The organism is Sphingobium sp. DC-2 (assembly GCF_000722555.1).
Classification (GTDB): Bacteria; Pseudomonadota; Alphaproteobacteria; order Sphingomonadales; family Sphingomonadaceae; genus Sphingobium; species Sphingobium quisquiliarum.
Genome location: NZ_JNAC01000114.1, coordinates 232,087 through 249,419, shown reverse-complemented (window position 1 = coordinate 249,419; position 17,333 = coordinate 232,087). Strand labels below are relative to the sequence as shown.

Annotated in this window: 14 protein-coding genes; 8 read left to right on the top strand and 6 right to left on the bottom strand. The window is 64.8% G+C overall.

Translation table 11 applies throughout. From position 1 onward, the window contains the following. Window position 1: 1 nt before the first annotated feature. On the bottom strand, window positions 2–2,119 hold the full coding sequence (locus ET21_RS0120280; protein ID WP_030541097.1) for a malate synthase G: 2,118 nt from the start codon (window positions 2,117–2,119) through the stop codon (window positions 2–4). Window positions 2,120–2,220: 101 nt separating this feature from the next. Between ET21_RS0120280 and ET21_RS0120275 the strand changes: the two genes are divergently transcribed. Then, window positions 2,221–3,132, top strand: a complete 912-nt coding sequence (locus tag ET21_RS0120275) for a LysR family transcriptional regulator (RefSeq protein ID WP_030541096.1) — start codon at window positions 2,221–2,223, stop codon at window positions 3,130–3,132. Between the two features lies 1 nt (window position 3,133). Here the strand turns inward: ET21_RS0120275 and ET21_RS0120270 are convergent, their stop codons facing one another. Then, window positions 3,134–3,664: a hypothetical protein gene (locus ET21_RS0120270; protein ID WP_030541095.1), complete on the bottom strand. Its 531-nt coding sequence runs from the start codon at window positions 3,662–3,664 to the stop codon at window positions 3,134–3,136. A 247-nt stretch (window positions 3,665–3,911) separates the two neighbouring features. Continuing rightward, on the bottom strand, window positions 3,912–7,349 hold the full coding sequence (locus tag ET21_RS0120265; RefSeq protein WP_237751623.1) for a PAS domain S-box protein: 3,438 nt from the start codon (window positions 7,347–7,349) through the stop codon (window positions 3,912–3,914). Window positions 7,350–7,861: 512 nt separating this feature from the next. Here ET21_RS0120265 and ET21_RS0120260 point away from each other — a divergent pair. The 6 genes from ET21_RS0120260 (at window position 7,862) to ET21_RS0120235 (ending at window position 13,762) form a co-directional block, all read left to right on the top strand. Further along, the gene (locus tag ET21_RS0120260) at window positions 7,862–8,848 is read left to right on the top strand and encodes a YihY/virulence factor BrkB family protein (protein ID WP_051209594.1); all 987 of its coding nucleotides are present in this window, start codon (window positions 7,862–7,864) and stop codon (window positions 8,846–8,848) included. Window positions 8,849–8,934: 86 nt separating this feature from the next. Next, window positions 8,935–9,108, top strand: a complete 174-nt coding sequence (locus ET21_RS0120255; protein WP_156029314.1) for a hypothetical protein — start codon at window positions 8,935–8,937, stop codon at window positions 9,106–9,108. Beyond that, window positions 9,101–9,307: a hypothetical protein gene (locus tag ET21_RS26095; protein ID WP_037471524.1), complete on the top strand. Its 207-nt coding sequence runs from the start codon at window positions 9,101–9,103 to the stop codon at window positions 9,305–9,307. The genes ET21_RS0120255 and ET21_RS26095 overlap by 8 nt, the downstream gene beginning before the upstream one ends. Before the next feature lie 92 nt (window positions 9,308–9,399). Further along, window positions 9,400–11,166 (top strand): SLC13 family permease, encoded by a 1,767-nt coding sequence (locus tag ET21_RS0120245; RefSeq protein WP_030541091.1) that lies wholly within the window; start codon window positions 9,400–9,402, stop codon window positions 11,164–11,166. Between the two features lie 116 nt (window positions 11,167–11,282). Next, window positions 11,283–13,307: an elongation factor G gene (locus ET21_RS0120240; protein WP_030541090.1), complete on the top strand. Its 2,025-nt coding sequence runs from the start codon at window positions 11,283–11,285 to the stop codon at window positions 13,305–13,307. A 77-nt stretch (window positions 13,308–13,384) separates the two neighbouring features. Next, window positions 13,385–13,762 (top strand): winged helix-turn-helix domain-containing protein, encoded by a 378-nt coding sequence (locus tag ET21_RS0120235; protein ID WP_021236550.1) that lies wholly within the window; start codon window positions 13,385–13,387, stop codon window positions 13,760–13,762. Between the two features lies 1 nt (window position 13,763). Here ET21_RS0120235 and ET21_RS0120230 read toward each other — a convergent pair whose 3' ends face one another. Further along, window positions 13,764–14,015 (bottom strand): hypothetical protein, encoded by a 252-nt coding sequence (locus ET21_RS0120230; protein ID WP_156029313.1) that lies wholly within the window; start codon window positions 14,013–14,015, stop codon window positions 13,764–13,766. A 185-nt stretch (window positions 14,016–14,200) separates the two neighbouring features. Beyond that, entirely contained in the window at window positions 14,201–14,950 is a 750-nt protein-coding gene (locus tag ET21_RS26755) for a TetR/AcrR family transcriptional regulator C-terminal domain-containing protein (protein ID WP_021236548.1), read from the bottom strand. A gap of 192 nt (window positions 14,951–15,142) precedes the next feature. Here ET21_RS26755 and ET21_RS26085 point away from each other — a divergent pair, with 192 nt between their 5' ends. Further along, window positions 15,143–16,366: a GGDEF domain-containing protein gene (locus ET21_RS26085; protein ID WP_272945225.1), complete on the top strand. Its 1,224-nt coding sequence runs from the start codon at window positions 15,143–15,145 to the stop codon at window positions 16,364–16,366. 7 nt (window positions 16,367–16,373) lie between these two features. Here ET21_RS26085 and ET21_RS0120215 read toward each other — a convergent pair whose 3' ends face one another. Beyond that, window positions 16,374–17,285: an oxidoreductase gene (locus ET21_RS0120215; RefSeq protein ID WP_030541087.1), complete on the bottom strand. Its 912-nt coding sequence runs from the start codon at window positions 17,283–17,285 to the stop codon at window positions 16,374–16,376. Between the last annotated feature and the right edge of the window lie 48 nt (window positions 17,286–17,333).

The following is a 17,333-nucleotide window of genomic DNA, read 5'->3' as shown; positions in this document are numbered from 1 at the left end:
GTCAGGAGGCGAACGCCGATCCCGCCCGCTTTGCCTGCGCGCGGAAGCGGTGCAGCAGCGGCTCGGTATAGCCGTTGGGCTGTGCCACCCCTTCGAAGATCAATGCCCGCGCCGCCTGGAAGGCCAGGCTCCTGTCCTCATTCCCACTCATCGGCTGATAGAGCGGATCGGCGGCATTTTGCGCATCCACCTTCGCCGCCATACGCCGCAGGGCCGCATCGGCATCCTCCGGCGAACAGACACCGTGCAGCAGCCAGTTGGCGATATGCTGCGACGAGATGCGCAGCGTCGCCCGGTCCTCCATCAATCCGATGTCGTGAATGTCGGGCACCTTGGAACAGCCCACGCCCTGATCGATCCAGCGCACGACATAGCCCAATATGCCTTGCGCATTATTGTCCAGTTCCTCGCGGATTTCGTCAGCGGACCAGTTGCGCCCGTCCGCCAGCGGCACGGTGAGCAGCGCGTCCAGGCTGGCGACGGGTTCGGACCGGCGCTCCTGCTGCCGGGCGAAGACATCAACCTTGTGATAATGGGTCGCGTGCAGCGTGGCGGCGGTGGGCGACGGCACCCAGGCGGTGTTCGCGCCGGTCAGCGGATGGCCGATCTTCTGTTCCATCATGTCGGCCATGCGATCGGGCGCGGCCCACATGCCCTTGCCGATCTGCGCCCGGCCGGACAGGCCGCAGGCAAGGCCGATCTGGACGTTGCGGTCCTCATAGGCCTTGATCCACGCTGCGGCCTTCATGTCGCCCTTGCGGATCATCGGCCCGGCCTGCATCGACGTGTGGATTTCATCGCCCGTGCGATCGAGGAAGCCGGTGTTGATGAAGACGATCCGGTCCCGCACCGCATGGATGCAGGCGGCAAGGTTGGCGGATGTCCGCCGTTCCTCGTCCATCACCCCGACCTTCAGCAGATGGCGCTCCAGCCCCAACAGGTCCTCGACCGCGTCGAACAGATCATTGGTGAACGCCGCCTCTTCCGGCCCGTGCATCTTCGGCTTGACGATATAGATGCTGCCCGCGCGGCTGTTGACGTAACGGCCGGTACGCTTGAGGTCATGCAGCCCGATCAGGCTGGTGACGATGCCGTCCAATATGCCTTCGGGCGCTTCCTCGCCGCCGGGCAGGAGGATGGCGGGGGTCGTCATCAAATGGCCGACATTGCGCACGAACAGCAGCGACCGGCCCGGCAGGGTGAAGCTGCCACCATCGGGCGCGACATAGCTGCGATCGCTATTCAGGCGGCGGGTCATCATCTCGCCATTCTTTTCGAAACTGTCCTCCAGATCGCCCTTCATCAGCCCCAGCCAGTTGGCATAGGCCGCAACCTTGTCAGCGGCGTCAACCGCCGCGACGGAATCCTCCAGATCGCAGATGGTGGACAGAGCAGATTCCAGAATGACATCGGCCAGATGCGCCGGATCGTCGCGTCCCACGGGATGATCGGGGTCGATCACCAGTTCGATATGCAGGCCGTTGTGGCGCAGCAGGATATTGCCGCCTGACCGGCCTGCAAGTTGCGCGGGATCGCGCAGGGCGGGAACGCCGCCGGTCCATTGAGTCCAACTGCCGCTCGAAAGGGGAACGGCGTTGTCCAGAAACGCCTTTGCCCAGGCAATGACCTGCGCACCCCGCGCCGGATCATATCCCTTGCCCGCCGCCGCACCCGCAATCACATCCGTGCCGTAGAGCGCGTCATACAGGCTGCCCCAGCGCGCATTGGCGGCATTCAGCAGGAAGCGGGCGTTGAGGATGGGAACGACCAGTTGTGGCCCGGCCAGCCGCGCCAGTTCATCATCGACCTTTGTCGAACCGATGGTGAAGGGCGCTGGCTCCGGCACCAGATAGCCGATTTCGGTTAGGAAAGCGCGATAGCCGTCCGGGTCCATCGGTTGACCGGCGCGTTCGCGATGCCAGCCATCGATCCGCGCCTGAATATCGTCGCGCTTCCTTAGCAATTCCGCGTTGCGTGGCGCGAAGCGGGCGAAAATCTCCGCGACGCCGGTCCAGAAGCGGCCGCTCTCCAGCCCCGTTCCGGGCAGCGCCTGCTCGTCGATGAAGCGCGCCAGCTCCGGCGCGACGTGCAAGCCAGCCTTTTCGATCCGCTCGTGCATTCCATTCTCCATCGTCACGCTGAGCCAAGCTATAGACCCGCCGCAATCATCGCACTAGAGGACAAAAGGGAGAGAGATATTTTCCTGTAAGGAAAAGATGGATGATGGACCCGGACTATGAACTGTTCGCCAGAGCGGTGGAGGCGGGAAGCCTTTCAGCCGCAGGGCGAATGCTGATGATCTCCCCCGCCATGATGTCGAAGCGGATCGCGCGGCTGGAGGCGAGGCTGGGCGTCCGGCTGGTCCACCGCACCACCCGGAGGCTTGCGCTGACGGAGGAAGGCGCGATCCTGCACCGCGACATCGTGGCAATCCTTGAAGCCATAGCGCAGGCTGAAGATCGGGTGACCAACCGCCTGCGATCCGCAATCGGGCCGCTGCGCGTTTCCGCTCCCACCTCCTTCGGCCGCCTGCATGTCGCGCCGCATGTCGGCGGCTTTCTGGCGGCCTATCCCGCCATTGAGCTGGAGCTGAACCTCACCGACGCCTATGTGGACCTGCTGGCGGAACAGATCGACGTTGCGATCCGCATCACCAGCGACATTCCCGCCAGTCTGGACGCGCAACTGCTCGCGGCCAACCGGCGGATATTATGCGCCAGTCCAGCCTATGTGGCGGAGCATGGCGCGCCGGAGCGGATCGAGGATCTGGCCCGCCACCGCCTGCTCGCCGCGGACGGGCAATTGCCCTGGCGGCTGGTCAACGGACGGGGACGCAAGCTGGTCGACGGGCGAAGCCATGTCCGCACCAACAGCAGCGAGATCGTGCGCGAACTCGCGCTCTCCGGCGTCGGGATCGCCCTGCGTTCCTTGTGGGACGTCGGGCCGCAACTGGCGGAAGGGCAGCTTGTCCGGCTGCTGTATGGCTGGGAGGGACCGGGCGACCTTGGCGTTCACGCCGTCTATCCCCGCGCTGCCTTCCGGCCGCCAGTGGTCGATGCGTTCGTCGGTTTCCTGCGCGACCGTTTTGAAGGCGCGCCCTGGAATGCGGCCGGATCGCGCGAGCGGTCTTAGCTCAACAGCTTCGGGCGAGCGCGAGCCGGGCCTCGGGCGTGATCGTGTAAACCGCCTCCCGCTGCGCGCCGCGATTGGGATGATCCACCCGGTAACCCTGATAATGCCGCCGCAGCAATCCCGCGCGCACCAGATCCGAAACCGCGCGGCTGATGTTGGTGCGGCCGGAACGCAGGATGCGGGATTGCACCTCTTCCTCCACCCGGCGCTCCGCCTCTTCGGTATCGAGCGGAGAGCCCAGCGCCAGCTCCGCCCGCACGGTTTCCACCATGGCGAGACGGCGGCAGTCCCGATTCGCGAGCGGCGCAAGCGCCTGGCACAGCCAGTCGCGGACCGGCACCAGCCCTCCGTCGCTGGCGACATAAGGACCCAGGCTGCCATTCGTCCCTGCCGCCTTGGCGATCAGATTGAGGACCAGCAGAGCATAGCGAGGCCTCTTTGAAACAAGCGAGATGCGTTCAACCATGGCGGGCAGATCGGGGGCCGGGGTGGCGCGGCGAGGCTGTTCGAAAAGATCGGGCTGGTGGAACATATCAGGAATCTAGCACATCGCGACTCGATGTGAATCCCTGTTGGAGCCGCCGCTTCACAAAAATCACCCATGTCACTTTACCCGGTTGACGAGGCGATGAGGGCCTCCTTCCCATCTGAACACTCTATGCATCGAGATGCGGAGAGAAGCACCAGTGTCACTTTGCCGCGAGGATGCTGGTAAAGTGACATGAATGGCACTTTTCATGTGGTTTCAGGACCGTCCGGCAGAGGCTTCTTCAAGCGGCTCAGCCGGACTGGATCATGTCCCGTATCCGCGTGGCCAGCGCTTCCATCGCGAAGGGCTTGGTGATCATCTCCATCCCCGGTTCAAGGAAGCCGGACGCCAGCGCAGCATTTTCCGCATAGCCTGTCATGAACAGCACCTTAAGGTCAGGGCGATGCGCGCGTCCACCGTCAGCGACCTGCCGCCCGTTAAGGCCGGGCAAGCCGATGTCGGTGACCAGAAGGTCGATGCGCCGCCGGGATTGAAGCACTTGCAGGCCGGATGGGCCGTCGACCGCCTCGATCGCGCGATAGCCGAGCTCGCTCAGCACTTCGACGATAAGGCCGCGTACGATCGGCTCATCCTCCACCACAAGCACCGTTTCGCCGGTTTCGGACACATGCTCGCCGCTCAGTTGCGGCACTTCTTCCTCATCGGCCGCCTCGCCGCGATGGCGGGGGAGGTAGAGCTTGATCGTCGTCCCCTTCCCTACCTCGCTATAAATTTTGACATAGCCTTCCGATTGCCGGGCGAAGCCGTAGATCATCGACAGGCCAAGGCCGGTGCCCTGCCCCAGCGGCTTGGTGGTGAAGAAGGGCTCAAAGGCGCGCGCCGCCGTGTCCGCATCCATGCCGACGCCGGTATCGCTGACGCAGATGCAGACATATTGGCCCGGCCGCACTTCCCGCTGGCGCGCGGCATAGGCGCTGTCGAGATGGGCGTTGCAGGTTTCCACGATCAGCTTGCCGCCCTGCGGCATTGCGTCGCGGGCGTTGATCGCCAGGTTCAATATGGCGCTTTCCAACTGGTTGGGGTCGCACTTCGTCAGCCACAGGCCGCCCGCAAGCACCAGTTCCAGCTCGATATTCTCGCCCAAGGTGCGGCGCAGCATGTCCTCCATCGACGCGACCAGCGGATTGGTGCGCACCGCGCGCGGGTCGAGCGGCTGGCGGCGGGAAAAGGCGAGCAGCCGGTGCGTCAGCGCGGACGCCCGGCTGGCTGAATTCGCCGCGCCCTTGATGAACCGCTCCAGCCCATCCAGGCGCCCCTGTTCCAGCCGGTGTTGCAGCAGTTCGAGATTGCCGGTGACGCCTTGCAGCAGATTGTTGAAATCGTGGGCGATGCCGCCTGTGAGCTGGCCCACCGCTTCCATCTTCTGGCTCTGGCGCAGTGCTTCCTCCGCGCCCCGCTGTTCGGTCACGTCGCGGCCGAAGCCATAGAGCGCGCCGCCTTCGGCGACGAAGTTCCAGGCGATCTGGCGCACCCCGCCCTCGCTGGTGCGGAAGGCATATTCCTCGTCCGTGCGCACGCCGCCCAGCATCAGCCTTTCCAGAGCCGCGCCCGCCGCCATGCTGTCGGTTTCGGCCACAAAGTCGATCAGGGGGCGACCGGATGTCTGCTCCTGCGTCCATCCCAGCGCATCGGTCCAGGCCGGGTTGATCTTCTCGATCGTCCCGTTGGGCTGGGCCACCAGCTTGAGCACAGGAGACAAGGTCCATATCCGTTCCTGATCGCGCGCGATCGAGCGGTTTTCCGTGATGTCGCGGCCGATGCCGTGGATGCGGTCGCCATCGGGCACCGCCGTCCAGTCAAGCAGCCGGTAGTCGCCCGATTTGGTGCGATACCTGTTTTCGAACGCAATCGTGGTCGCGCCGCTGCCCAGCCTTTCCATTTCCGCGCGGGAGCTTTCGCGGTCGGCGGGGTGGATGAATTCAAGGATGGGATGGCCGATCATCTCGGCCGCCTCCCATCCCAGCATGCGCGTGGCGGACGGGTTGACGTCCGTGATCACGCCGTCCCGATCGCATACGAGCAGCAGGTCCTGCGACATCGACCACATGCGGTCGCGATCGCGGGCATTTTCCACCTCCGCCTGCTTTTGTTCGTGGATGTCGGTGTTGGTGCCGATCCACCGCATGATCGCGCCACCGCCAGAGCGGATGGGAATGGCGCGGGAAAGATGCCAGCGATATTCGCCGTCATGGCGGCGCAGGCGGAATTCCGCTTCATAGGTTTCGCCGCTCGCCAGCGCAGACGCCCAGCGATCCTGGGCAAGCCCCACATCTTCGGGATGAACGATATTCGCCCAGCCCGTGCCCCTCAATTCCTCTTCCGTGCGGCCGCTATAGGCAAAGACGCGTTCGTTGAACCAATCGAGCTTGCCATCGGGTGGCGCGGTCCACACCTGGTTCGGCATGGATTGGGCGAAGGTGCGGAACTGCGCCTCGCTTTCCTCCAGTGCCCGCTGCACTGCCCGGCGCTCTGTGATGTCCAGAACGACGCCCACCATCCGCACGGGGCGGCCATTTTCGTCATGCTCATATTCGCCCTTCCGGGCGATGGTGCGGATTTCCCCCGTGTCCGCGCGCCTGATCCTGTATTCGACGTCCAGCGCAGCCGTGCCTTCCCGCCGCCGGTCAGTGTCCGAAATCAGGGTGGCATCTTCGGGAAGGACCAGTTTCTGCACCTCGGCCGCTGGCAGGTTTTCGCATTGATCCAATCCGAAGATGCGGCAGAATTCGGGCGTTCCGTGGATCAGGTCCTGATCGATATCGACGCTGAATATGCCGATGCCGCCCGCCTCCTGCGCGCGACGCAACCGCGCTTCCGATGCGCGCAGGGTTTCCTGCGACCGCACCCGCTCCACATGCACCCAGGACCGTTCGGTGACTTCGCGAATGATACTCAGTTCATAGTCGGACCATATGTGCGGCGCGCGGTCATGGATCGCCATCAGCGCGATCAGCCGCCCATCCTTGATCAGCGGCATGCAGATGGTCGCGGCGATCCCGATATCCTGGAACGTCTTCGCTTCCGCTGGCGGCAGTTCGCGCGCATTGTCGTTCACGATCAGCGGCCGCCCGGCATTCAGTTCCTGCACCGCCAGCGTTCCGAAATCGGCCAGGCTGTAATGGCCGACGATGGAGGGCGATCCCGGCGCGTGCCAGTCGCCGCGGATGGTGAAGCCGTCGCCATCCTCATCCATGTCGGCATAGGCGCAGTGGGAAACGCCCAGATGCTGGGCGGTCATCCGCGCCGTCACGCTCAGAACATCATCGGCGCTGCCCAGCGTCGCGGTGGCATTGTTCAGCCCATCGAGGAAACGCAGCCGCCGCTCGCTTTCCTCCAGCGCCTGCCGCGTGCGGTGAACGGCGGTGGTTTCCACGACGATGGCGATGACGCCGATCGGCTTGCCCTCATCATCCACGACCGGCGAATAATCCAGGTCCATCCATACCTGTTCGGGAATGCCGTTGCGATGCAGCGTCAGTTCATGACCCACATAGGTCAAGGTGCCGCCCGCCAGGCCCACCTTCATCACATTGTCGTTGAAGTCGGCGACTTCGGGCCATCCTTCCCGCACGTTGGACCCAAGCAGTTGCGGATGCCGCCTTCCGGCGAATACGGCATAGGCGTCATTGTAGATCATGACGCCGGGCTCTCCCCACAGGCTGACCATCGGGACCGGCGACCGCAGCATCAGGGCGACGGTCGCCTTCAGGTTTCGCGGCCATTGATCGATCGGGCCGATCGCCGTTCGCGACCAGTCCAGCGCCGCTATCAGCCGGGCAAGTTCGCCATCGGCGCGCAGAACAGGATCGGCAATGTCATCATGCACGCTGGGGCATCCATTTTCTTGATCAGGGCCAGTGCAGGCCGGGACTATGGGACTGGCTTCAGCCAGCGCTACAGGGAGATGGCGGTGGCCGCAAGGAGCCGGTCAGACCGGCGCGTCACCATGATTTGCTGTAAAGCCAGAACATATCCCCATGCATTCCCTGATCCCTTTCGCCACATAACCGGGCGAAACGATTTCAGGGCGAGACCGTTCCCGCCCGCCTGTCAGCCCGCTCCGGCTTAACGCCTGATAGGCAAAAGTCCGCAGGGACGAAGGAACCCGACCGGACCGCCGCCCATTCCCCCTTGCATGCGGATCATTCCAGGACCGCTGAACTTCAAAAAGGGGACAAGATGGTTGATGAAGGGCGTTCCGCCACAAGCCCATGGAAAATGCCAGCGCGCGCGTGGAAGGACGTGCTTGTCAGGACGTGGAAGGAAACGTCGCGCGACAATATCAGCCTGGTGGCGGCGGGGGTTTCCTTCTACGCCTTCCTGGCTTTGCTGCCGCTGCTGGGCGCGATCGTGCTGACCTATGGCCTGCTCGCCGATCCTCAGGCAGTGACGGAGAATATGACCGCGATCACGCGGGTCATGCCGCCCGACGCTGCGAAGTTCATCGGCGAACAGCTTATGTATGTGGTCCAGACCTCCGGCAGCAAGAAGGGGCTGGCCGTCTTCCTGGCTCTGGCGCTGGCTCTGTTCAGCGCCCGCAACGGCGCGGCGGCGATCATCACAGCGCTCAACATCGCCTATGAGGAGGAGGAGAAGCGCGGGTTCCTGACGGTCAATCTGCTCGCGCTTCTGATCACGGGCGGCGCTGTGCTCATGGCCGTGGCGGCGCTGCTTTCCGTCACCATCTTCGCCTATGTCGAGGCGCTGTTGCCGTCCATGCCGGTCATAGCGGCGCTGTCCAAAATCCTGTCCTACCTCATGCTGGGCTGCGCGGCGGCGGCGGTGGCGGCGACCCTGTTCCGCTACGGCCCCTCGCGCAGGAAGGCGCGCTGGGTATGGCTGACGCCCGGATCGCTGTTCTTCGCATTCGGGTGGGTGCTGCTGACACTGGGTTTCGCGGTCTATGTCTCACAGTTCGGCAATTACAATGCGACCTATGGATCGCTGGCGACGATCGTAATCCTGCTGACCTGGATATATATGACCAGCTACATTTTGATGTTCGGCGCGGAGCTGAATTCGGAACTGGAGCATCAGACGGCGCGCGACAGCACCAAGGGCGCGGAAAAGCCGATCGGCGCGCGCGGAGCCTGGGCGGCGGACCATGTCGCGAAGGGCACGAAGACCGAAGAGGACGGCAAGGCCGGGATCAATGATCGCCCATGACCGCGGGATCAGGAAAAATCGTGCCGCAGCCGAAATCCATGGCACCGCGCGGCTCGCGGCTGGTTGGTGCTGCCTGGAGCATGGCCATGGCGCGAAAACCCATATTGATCGGCAATCTTGCGCATCACGATCTGACGACGATCGGGAAGATGCTGCGCCGCAAATTCCCACTGGCCAAGGATGATCCGTTCCGGGGCGTGATGGAAAGGCTGAGCCAGGTGCCCTTCCCCGCCAGCGGAAGGGACAAGGGCCGTGGCTGACCTGCGGGCCAAGCGGAAATCCTGCCTGTTCGTCATCGCGATCCTGCTGGGACTGATCCTCCTCATCGGGGTGATCATCTATACCAGCGACAGGGCGCCCGATCCGGCGTCCCGCCCGCCGCGGGGCGCGATGCCGCCGCAAGGCGAGCCAATGCGTCCCGCTAGCGCAGAGGCCGACAGCCCGGAACCAGACGGGTAAGGAGCGCCTTGACGAGAGTGCTCCTCCACCGGAATTGCCTTTTCCCACCCCCGCGCTAAGGGCCGGACCATGATCGCCAGTCACCCCGCTTCATGACGCTTCCCCAATGGCTTTCCATAGCGACGCTGGCGGGCATGATGGGCCTCTTCATCTGGGGCCGCTTCCGCTATGATGTGACGGCGGTGATCGCCTTGCTGACGGCGCTGCTAATCGGCATCGTAAAACCCAAGGACGCCTTTTCGGGCTTTTCCGACGATATCGTCATCATCGTGGGATCGGCGCTGGTGCTGTCCGCGGCGGTGCAGCGGTCCGGGGCGATAGAGACGGCGCTGGGCTTCGTTTCCCAGCATGTCCGCCGCGTCAGTTCGCAACTGCTGGTGCTGACCGCGTCGGTCGGCGTCGCATCCGCCCTGATCAAGAATGTGGGCGCCCTGGCCATGCTGATGCCCGCGGCATTGCAGATGGCGAAGAAGAATGACGCCAGCGCATCGGTCTACCTGATGCCCATGTCTTTCGCATCGCTTCTGGGCGGCCTGATGACATTGGTGGGCACGTCGCCCAACATCATCGTCAGCCGCGTGCGGCAGGATATGACGGGCGAACCCTTTCATATGTTCGATTTCTTTCCCACCGGCTTCGGGCTGCTGCTGATCGGGCTGATCTTTCTGCGCTTCGGCTACAGGCTGCTGCCCCGGAACCGGCAAGGCGCGCCGACGATGGGCGAGGCGCTCAACATTTCCGACTATGTGACCGAAGCGAAGGTGCCCGAAGGCTCCCCCGCGATCGGCGACACGATCGAACAGTTTCTGAACCGCCATGAACAGCAGATTACGGTGACCAGCCTGTTGCGCGGCGACATGCACGGCGCGGTCGAACCGCAAGTCCATCTTCAGGAAGGCGACGTGCTGATCCTGGGCGGGGAACCCGACGCGCTGGAGCGGGTGATCGCGCGCGACAAGCTGGCGCTGACCGGAACCGATCGCGAAACGGACGATGACAGCGACGACATCGGCGTGATCGAAGCGGTGGTCACGACGGACTCGGCTCTGATCGGCCGCACGGCGGGCCGCCTTCAACTGCGGGAACGATTCGGCATCAACCTGATCGGGGTGGCGCGTTCAGGCGAGACGCTGACGCGCAAGCTGGGGCAGATCGTGCTGCGCGCGGGCGATGTGCTGGTGTTGCAGGGGTCGCTGGCGCAGTTGCCCAACCGCCTGAACCAGCTTGGCGCGCTTCCTCTGGCGCAACGGCCGATCCGGCTTGGCCTGTCGAAACAGGGATGGTTGCCGCTCGCCATATTGGCGATCGCGATGACGGCGACCGCGACGGGCCTCGTCCCGGTCGCCGTCGCCTTCTTCGCGGCTGCCGGAGCCGTGGTCATCACCGGCGCACTGCCGGTACGCGAAGCCTATGAGGCGGTGGAATGGCCCATCCTCATCATGCTGGGCGCATTGATCCCGGTCAGCGAGTCGCTTCAAGGCACGGGCGCATCGGACGTAATCGCGACCGGCCTGGCGCACACCGCTGCGGTGCTGCCGCCCTGGGGCGCGGTGGCGCTGATCCTGGTGACGGCCATGGCGGTGACGCCCTTCCTCAACAATGCGGCCACCGTGCTGGTCATGGCTCCCATTGCCGCCGTGTTCGCCCATGACCTTGGCTATCGGCCCGAAGCCTTTCTGATCGCCACCGCCGTGGGCGCGGGGTGCGATTTCCTGACGCCGATCGGGCATCAGTGCAACACGCTGGTGCTGGGGCCGGGAGGATATAAATTCAGCGACTATGCCCGGCTGGGCGCGCCGCTGTCGCTGCTGGTGGTTCTGCTGGGCACGCCGCTGATCCTCTGGGTTTGGCCGCTCTGAAAGGATAATCGGCCTCCCCTTTTGGCCCGCTTGCGTTCGGGCCGGTTTAGGAGGAACATCGCCTCTCCACACGGCCATCCCCGCCGAAGGGACGGATGAGTTGGAGGAGAGCCAGGATGAGCGGCAGCAGATTGCGAGCCGTCGCGCTCGCAGGACCCGCCGGAGCGGGCAAGACCAGCCTTGCCGAAGCCCTGCTGTTCGTCGCTGGCACCATCCCGCGTCAGGGATCGGTGCAGGCGGGCAGCAGCATCGGCGACTCAAGCCCCGAAGCGCGCGAGCGCGGCAGTTCGACCGAACTCAACCTGATGCAGTTCGAATGGATGGGCGATGGTTTCTGCCTGATCGACATCCCCGGCTCCCCCGGTTTCGCGGCCGATGGCGCGGCGGCGCTTCGCCTGGCCGACCTCGCCATCGTGGTGGCCGATCCCGATCCGGCCCGCGCGCCCCTGATCGAACCAGCGCTCAGGATGTTGGAACAGGCGGGCATTCCCCATGCCCTGTTCGTCAACAAGATCGATCAGGCGCGCGGCAGCATCGAAGAACTGCTCGCCGCGCTCGCGCCCATGAGCAAGGCGGCGCTGGTCGCCCGCCAGATCCCGATCCGCGATGGGGAACGGGTGGTGGGCTTCGTCGACCTCGCCCATGAACGCGCCTATCTTTATGGTCAGGGCAAGGCTTCCACGCTGGTGGCGCTGCCGCCAGAGCAGGCGGGGGAGGAAGCGGCGGCCCGTTTCCACATGCTGGAACAACTGGCCGATCATGACGACGCGCTGCTCGAACAGCTTTTATCCGATGAGCAGCCAAGGCTGGACACGATCTTCGCTGATCTCGCCAGGGAAACGGCGAGCGGGCTGATCGTCCCGGTGCTGTTCGGATCGGCCGCCAGCGGCTTCGGAATCAGGCGGTTGCTCAAGATGTTGCGGCACGACACGCCACATGAGGCGCAGACGGCGGCGCGCCTTGGACTGGATGGCGAATGCGCGCAGGTCTTCAAGATATCGCATGCGGCGGCGGTCGGGCGGCTGGCGCTGGCGCGGCTGTTCGGAGGGCCGCTTGCCGATGGGGCTGAGTTGATCGACGCTCACGGCCAGCCCATGAGAGCAGGGGGATTGTTCACTCTGCAAGGCGGATCGACGGCCAAGGCGGCGTCCGCCGCGCCGGGATCGATCACCGGCATCGCAAAGGTCGACACCGTCCGGGCCGGGGACACGCTGGGCACTGGTGGAAAGCCGGTCAAGGCAGACCTTCACGGCGAAAAGCCCGTGGCCAATTGCGCCATCGCCATCGCGGCCAAGGATCACAAGGACGAAGTGCGCCTGTCGGCCGCGCTCAACCGCCTGACCGAAGAAGATCCGGGGCTTGGCTGGGATCAGGACGCAATGTCGCATGAGGCGTTGCTCCACGGCATGAGCGAGGAGCATCTGGCGGTGGCGATCAACCGCCTGAAGCGCCGCTATGGCGTGGCGCTAAGCGTGCAGCGTCCGTCAATCGCCTACCGCGAATCCATCCGCAAGCCGGTGACGCAGCGCGGCCGTCACCGCAAGCAGTCGGGCGGTCACGGCCAATATGGCGACGTGGTGCTGGAGGTCCGCCCGCTCGAGCGCGGCGAAGGCATCATGTTCGAGGAGCGGATCACCGGCGGCGCTGTTCCCAGGCAGTGGATACCGGCGGTCGAAAAAGGCATGATGGATGCGCTGGCGAAAGGCCCCCTTGGCTTTCCGGTGGTGGACGTGGCGGCGGCGCTGGTCGATGGTTCATTCCACAGCGTGGACAGTTCCGAACTCGCGTTCCGCACCGCCGGGCGGATCGCCATGGCCGACGCGCTTGCCGCCGCCTCGCCCTATCTGCTGGAGCCGGTGGCGCATGTGACCATCACCACGCCCGGCAACGCGACGTCGCGCATCACCTCCGCCATCGCGAGCAGGCGCGGGCAGATGCTGCGGCTGGGTACGCTGGAGGGCTGGTCGAACTGGGAGGTGATCGAAGCACTGCTGCCCGAAGCGGGGCTGCACGGACTGGAAGCGGAAATCCGGTCGATGAGCCAGGGAATGGCCCATTATATTTCACGCTTCGATCATCTTGCCGAAGTCGCCCCGAAAGTCGCTGGCACGATCGTCCAGGCAGCGCGGCAGACCGCCTGACACGCTGGACACGGGCCGCTATGCAGCCTTCGGGAAAAGCAGTGGCCCTGACGGAATAATGGCCTACAATCGCCATCATGCCCTCCCCTGCTTCGCTCAAGATCAAGATCCAGATTATGTGCGGCAGCGAAATCGCCATGGGTCCGGGCAAGGCCGATCTGCTCGACGCTATCCGCGAGACCGGGTCGATTTCCGCCGCCGGCCGGGCGCTGGGCATGAGCTACCGCCGCACCTGGCTGCTGGTGGACGCGATGAACCGCTGCTGGCGCGAAAGGCTCGTGGTTGCGGTGCCGGGCGGCGGACGCGACAAGGGCGCGCATGTCACCACTGCGGGCGAGGCGGTGCTGGCTGCCTATCGCGCCATACAGGCGGCTGCGGCAGGCGCCGCGCAACCGGGCGCGGAACAGAGCCTGCTTCCGCTGCTTCGCGACGAGCCCCTATCTCCTGATCCTTGATCTACGCCGCTGGCCGCAGCGCCCCGGCGTCATCATCGCCGGGGCCGTGCCGCAGCGTCAGCGGCGGGCTTGCAGGCTCGCGCATCTGCTCGATCGACCGCCACCATTCGGCCACCGGCTGTTGCAGCGTGGTGACGGCGGCGTGGCGGCGCACGGCGATCCACCGTGACCCAACCCGTTCATAGCGCCAGCAAGGGTCGCAGTTCAGCGGCACCTGTTCATATTCAGGCGCGCCGCCCAACGGTTCACTCAAGGGTCGAAGCTGCGAGGGGACGTCCCGGCGAAAACCATTGGGAAATTCTACGCAAACCGCCATCCATCCCTCCGCGCAGTCCGCAAGGCGCGGCTGCATAAAGGGAAAACGCGCGAAAGCCGTTCAGGTTCATGAAAGCTGATGTGATTTCCATCCAGCGAGCGGACGGGCTCACGCACATCGCTTCAAAAGGCCAGTTCCTCAAAAGGATGCCGCGAGTCGCCATTTTCGAGGGCGAGCGCGTCGCGGGCCACCGTCACCCCCTTTAACAGGATGAACAACCCATATTCCCAGTTATGCTCATTCACCTCGCGGGAGAAGACGTTCAGGAACTGACGCAGCAGCGGCGCTTCCTCCGGCGTCCGGCTGAGCAGCGCCTTCTTCACCCCCGCAGCGCGCGGCCGCCCCTCCGCCCGCAGGTTCCTGTCACGCTTTGCCGCAGCCGCCGCACCGATCACGATATGCGATACCGCGCGGCGCAGTTGCAGCGCCTCGTCGCCCGAAAAGCCGCGCCGCGTCAGGACGGACAGCCATAATTCGCCCGCATCGACCTCCACGAAGGGCGACTGCCCCCCATTCAGCCAGGTTTCGAGAAGCTCTCCCTCCATCGTCATCGTTTCGAACAGCGCGCGGGCATATTCCAGCACCCAGGTCGACCAGGGCTGTCCTTCGTCCGAAGGGAAATCATGATGGCGCGAGGCAAAGGCGGCGGCCAGCCGCACCAGCTCCTCGCGGTTGGCCACATAGCCGTACAGCACCGCCTTCGCCACGCCCAGCCGTTCGGCCACGGCGGACATGGTCAACTGTTGCAGCCCCACCGCCAGCGCCGCCTTCAGCACTTGTTCCAGTTCAAGCCGCCTTGGCCGTCCGCGTTGCGGGGCGCGGGGCGTGTCCACCTTCATCGAAACATCGTCTCCTGCACGAGGCATCGCCATCCCCCGATCCTGCCTTGCCTACCGCTGATCGCAATAAGGGGCTTCCGTCAAGTCCAAGAGGCGATTTCGCCATCCGGGCAGCGGCTGTCCCGCTGACTGACTGGGCTGTCGGAACGCTACGGCAAGCTGGGCCGTTCACCAGCCTGTCGAATTTCATTCGACATGATCCTCTATTCCCGATTTATGCATTTCATGGAAAATCCAGCCACTCTCTTCCGGCGATTACCGGCCAAGCTCACGCACCATCTGGGCAGGTGGCCGCAGGCCGCACTGCCGGACGCGGTGTATCGCGACCTGGTGGAAACGCTGTTTTCCATGCGCCTGCCGATCCTTGGTCTTGGCATATTATATGTGCTTTCGGCCGCAGTGATTTTCGCGCAGGATCGTGATCCGGTCATCGCCGCGTTGATGGCGGCGGCGGCGGCGCTGACGGCGGCGCGCCTCGCCCTTCTGATCGCCTATCAGCGCAGGGCGGGCGCGATGCTGACCGTAGCCGAGCTGCGGCGGTGGGAGCGCAGCTATGCGATCGGCAGCCATGCCTTCGCCCTGCTGCTCGCCGGGTTCAGCGTCACCGTGCTGCAAAGCCATGCGCCGCTCAATCACCTGCTGGTGATCAGCCTGATCTTCACCTTCGGCGCGGGCATCGTGTCCCGCATCGGTGTCAGGCCAGCCATTTGCGTCACCAGCCTGCTGCTGGCCACGGTGCCTGCCATCATCGCCCTGGCGGTCCATGCAGGCACCCGTTATGGCACCGGCATCCATTCGGAATATTTTATCGTAGAGGCCTTTCTGCTGGCGGTGGTGACGGCGCTCAGCCTGGAGTCAGTGCGCCATCTGCACAGGACCGCAGTCGAACATCTGACCGTCAAGCATGATCTGGCGCATCTGGTGCGGCAGGATGCGCTTACCGGCCTGCCCAACCGCCTGATGCTGCGTGAACGGTTCCGCGACAGCCTGCCGTCCACGGCGTCGGGCTATCGCCAGCTTGCGCTTCACTTCCTCGATCTGGATGGCTTCAAGGCGATCAACGACCGCTACGGCCACCTGGCCGGAGACGCAGTGCTTCGCGAAGTCGCTCTGCGCCTGAACGCGATCGTCCGGTCAGGCGATACCGTCGCGCGCCTTGGCGGTGACGAATTCATCGTCATCCAGGCGGACGTGCGGCACGAAGGAGAAGCGGAAATGCTGGCTCGCCGCATCATCCGCAACCTCAGCGCGCCCTATCAGATCATGGATAAGACGATGCATATCTCGGTCAGCATCGGCATCGCCATGGCGCCCCGGCATGGGTTGAACCTGGAACATCTGACCGCTTGCGCCGATGCGGCGCTCTACCGGTCCAAGCGCGGCGGCAAGGCGCAGCTTTACTTCTGCACTCCCGAAGACGTGGCGAACGCTGCCCGCGCTGTAGCCTGACAAAGAGTCAGGCCTCCGGCAATCCGGGATCGATCCCCGTCAGTTCCACAGAAAGGTCCCAGAGGCGGCGGGCGTCGCCGCGATCGAGCGCATGCTTTTCGATCCGCGCCTTCCCCGATGCCCCGCGCATTTCCCAAATGCCCTGTGGTCCGAAATAGTCGCCGCCCTGCGCCTGCGGATCTGTTGCCGCTTGCAGCGCGGGCCACGCCGCTGCCGCCACCGGATTGAACAGCGGGCGGGCGAGCGGCAGCAACGACTGCGTCCAGGACGGCAGGTGCCGCATCAATTCGGTCAGCGACACGCCCGGATGGCAGCCGATCGCCTTCACCGGCGATCCCGCTGCGCGCAGGCGGCGGTCCAGTTCCAGCATGAACAGCAGGTTGGCGAGCTTGCTCTGCGCATAGAAGCGGCCGCTATTATAGCCTTTTTCCGCGTGCAGATTGTCCCACATCATCCGGCCCTGCCGGTGCGCGAGGCTGGCGGTCACCACCACGCGCGCGTCAGCGGTCTGCGCCAGCTTGGGCAGCAGCAGAGCCGTGAGCGCAAAGCTGCCCAGATGATTGACGCCGAACTGGGACTCCGCGCCTTGCGCCGTCCGGGAAAGCGGCGGGATCATCACCCCCGCATTGTTCAGCAGCACGTCCAGCCGGGGTTCCGCCGCGACCTGCCCGGCCGCACGGCGGATGCTGGCGATGTCCGCCTGATCCAGCGCGACATAGGCGAGGTCCGCGCCCGGCGTGGCGGCCTTGATCCGCTCCATCGCAGCCTGCGCCCGTGCGGCATCGCGGCACCCCAGCAGCACGCGCGCGCCCTTGGCCGCGAGCACCTTCGCAGCCTCCAGCCCTATGCCCGTGTTCGCGCCGGTGACAAGGATCGTGCGCCCCGTCTGACCGGGCACATCGGCGGCGGTGAAGCTCATCTGCCTTTTCCCCTCTTCCTCAAACTTGTCTTCCACCCGGCGGCAGAT

Bases quoted from the DNA above. Each gene is read 5' to 3' on its own strand.
- ET21_RS0120280 (WP_030541097.1), bottom strand. From the start codon at position 2,119: ATGCACGAGCGGATCGAAAAGGCTGGCTTGCACGTCGCGCCGGAGCTG.
- ET21_RS0120275 (WP_030541096.1), top strand. From the start codon at position 2,221: ATGATGGACCCGGACTATGAACTGTTCGCCAGAGCGGTGGAGGCGGGA.
- ET21_RS0120270 (WP_030541095.1), bottom strand. From the start codon at position 3,664: ATGTTCCACCAGCCCGATCTTTTCGAACAGCCTCGCCGCGCCACCCCG.
- ET21_RS0120265 (WP_237751623.1), bottom strand. From the start codon at position 7,349: ATGGTCAGCCTGTGGGGAGAGCCCGGCGTCATGATCTACAATGACGCC.
- ET21_RS0120260 (WP_051209594.1), top strand. From the start codon at position 7,862: ATGGTTGATGAAGGGCGTTCCGCCACAAGCCCATGGAAAATGCCAGCG.
- ET21_RS0120255 (WP_156029314.1), top strand. From the start codon at position 8,935: ATGGCGCGAAAACCCATATTGATCGGCAATCTTGCGCATCACGATCTG.
- ET21_RS0120245 (WP_030541091.1), top strand. From the start codon at position 9,400: ATGACGCTTCCCCAATGGCTTTCCATAGCGACGCTGGCGGGCATGATG.
- ET21_RS0120240 (WP_030541090.1), top strand. From the start codon at position 11,283: ATGAGCGGCAGCAGATTGCGAGCCGTCGCGCTCGCAGGACCCGCCGGA.
- ET21_RS0120235 (WP_021236550.1), top strand. From the start codon at position 13,385: ATGCCCTCCCCTGCTTCGCTCAAGATCAAGATCCAGATTATGTGCGGC.
- ET21_RS26755 (WP_021236548.1), bottom strand. From the start codon at position 14,950: ATGGCGATGCCTCGTGCAGGAGACGATGTTTCGATGAAGGTGGACACG.
- ET21_RS26085 (WP_272945225.1), top strand. From the start codon at position 15,143: ATGGAAAATCCAGCCACTCTCTTCCGGCGATTACCGGCCAAGCTCACG.
- ET21_RS0120215 (WP_030541087.1), bottom strand. From the start codon at position 17,285: ATGAGCTTCACCGCCGCCGATGTGCCCGGTCAGACGGGGCGCACGATC.